The organism is Rhizobacter sp. P2_H2 (assembly GCF_056403375.1).
Genome location: NZ_JBFUFP010001013.1, coordinates 1 through 1,950, shown reverse-complemented (window position 1 = coordinate 1,950; position 1,950 = coordinate 1). Strand labels below are relative to the sequence as shown.

At 68.2% G+C, this 1,950-nt stretch carries 2 protein-coding genes; one reads left to right on the top strand and one right to left on the bottom strand.

Going from position 1 to position 1,950, the window contains the following annotated elements:
* The coding region (argA, locus tag AC1D15_RS29475; protein WP_477828811.1) for an amino-acid N-acetyltransferase at positions 1 to 983 on the bottom strand (983 nt) is incomplete at its 3' end.
* Positions 984 to 1,044: 61 nt separating this feature from the next.
* On the opposite strand from argA, the gene AC1D15_RS29470 reads away from it, so the two are divergent.
* A partial coding sequence (locus tag AC1D15_RS29470; protein ID WP_477828810.1) for a DEAD/DEAH box helicase occupies positions 1,045 to 1,950 on the top strand: 906 nt, incomplete at its 3' end.

Sequence of the window (1,950 nt, the reverse complement as noted above, 5' to 3'; positions counted from 1 at the left end):
CGTTTGACCAGGGTTCCGTCCTTCTCGAACGGCTCGATCAGTTGCAGGATGCCGCCGATGTCGTCGGAGGTGGCTTCGCGCAGGCTTTCGAGTTTCTCGTCGACGATCATCGTGCCCACACCATCGTGGGTGAACAATTCCATCAGCACCGAGCCGTCGACCGAGAACGGCACGATGTGCACGCGCTCGACGCCGTCTTCGCAGGCTTTCACGGCGTGCTGCAGGTAGAACGCGGTGTCGGTCGGCTGCATCGGGTTGGGCAGCCCGGCGAGCAGCTTGCGGGCGTCGGCCAGCCCCAGTTCCTGGTCGATCTCGCTGTCGGGGTCGAGCGGGTCGAGCGGAATGCCCCGCACCTCGGTGACGTAGATCAGCTTGTCGGCCTGCAGCTCGCTCGCCGTGCTGGCGGCGACGTCTTCCATGCTGAGGTTGAAGGCCTCGCCGGTGGGCGAGAAGCCGAACGGCGACAGCATCGCGAGCGCGCCGATCTCGACCAGCTTGCGGATGCCGCTCGCATCGATCTTGCGCACCAGGCCGGTGTGCTGGAAATCGACGCCGTCGACGATGCCGACCGGGCGTGCGGTGATGAAGTTGCCGGAGACGACGCGGATCTGGCTGTGCGCCATCGGCGTATTCGGCAGGCCTTGCGAGAAGGCGGCCTCGATCTCGTAGCGCAGCTGGCCGGCGGCCTCCTGCGCGCAGTCGAGCGCGAGCGGGTCGGTGACGCGCATGCCGTGGCTGAAGCGCGAGGTGTGGCCCTTGGCGCGCAGCTGCTCTTCGACCTGCGGCCGGAAGCCGTGCACCAGCACCAGCTTGATGCCCATCGCATGCAGGATCGCGAGATCCTGTGCGAAAGCCGACAGCTTGCCGGCGGCGATCAGCTCGCCGGCGATGGCCACGACGAAGGTCTTGCCGCGGTGCGCATGGATGTGCGGCGCCACCGAACGGAACCACGGCACGAAGGTGTGGGGGAAGACGAGGTTCATGGCGTGGCCGCACGACCGGCCGCAGTTTGAAATAATCGACGATTTTGCACGAAGGCTTCGAGTGACCTCTGCCCCGCGCCGCGGCCCAACGCCGGTGGCCAATCCTGTCCCGCCAATCACCTTCCCCGAATCGCTGCCAGTGTCGTCGCGGCGCGACGAGATCGCCCAGGCCATCGAGGCGAACCAGGTCGTGATCGTCTGCGGCGAGACCGGCTCCGGCAAGACCACGCAGTTGCCGAAGATCGCGCTCTCGCTCGGCCGCGGCAAGGGCGCGGGCGGCAAGGGGCTGATCGGCCACACGCAGCCGCGGCGCATTGCCGCATCGAGCGTGGCCAAGCGCATCGCGCAGGAGCTGAACACGCCGCTGGGCGAGCACGTCGGCTTCAAGGTGCGGTTTCAAGACCGGCTGTCGCCCGGCGCGAGCGTCAAGCTGATGACCGACGGCATCCTGCTGGCCGAGACGCAGACCGACCCGCTGCTGAAGGCCTACGACACGCTGATCATCGACGAGGCCCACGAGCGCAGCCTGAACATCGACTTCCTGCTCGGCTACCTGCGGCAGATCCTGCCGCGCCGGCCCGACCTGAAGATCATCGTCACGTCGGCCACGATCGATGCCGACCGCTTTGCGCAGCACTTCGCGTCGCGCCACGGGCCGGCGCCGGTGATCCAGGTGTCGGGGCGGCTGTTTCCGGTCGAGCAGCGCTGGCGGCCGTTCGAGGAATCGCGCGAATACGGCCTGAACGACGCGATCGGCGATGCGGTCGACGAGCTGTGGCGCGAGGGCGCCGGCGACGTGCTGGTGTTCCTGCCGGGCGAGCGCGAGATCCGCGAGGCGGCCGAGCACCTGCGCAAGCACCACCCGCCGGGCGTCGAGGTGGTGCCGCTGTTCGCGCGCCTGAGCCAGCAGGAGCAGGATGCCGTGTTCGAGCCGCACAGCGCGCGCCGCATCGTGCTGGCCACCAAC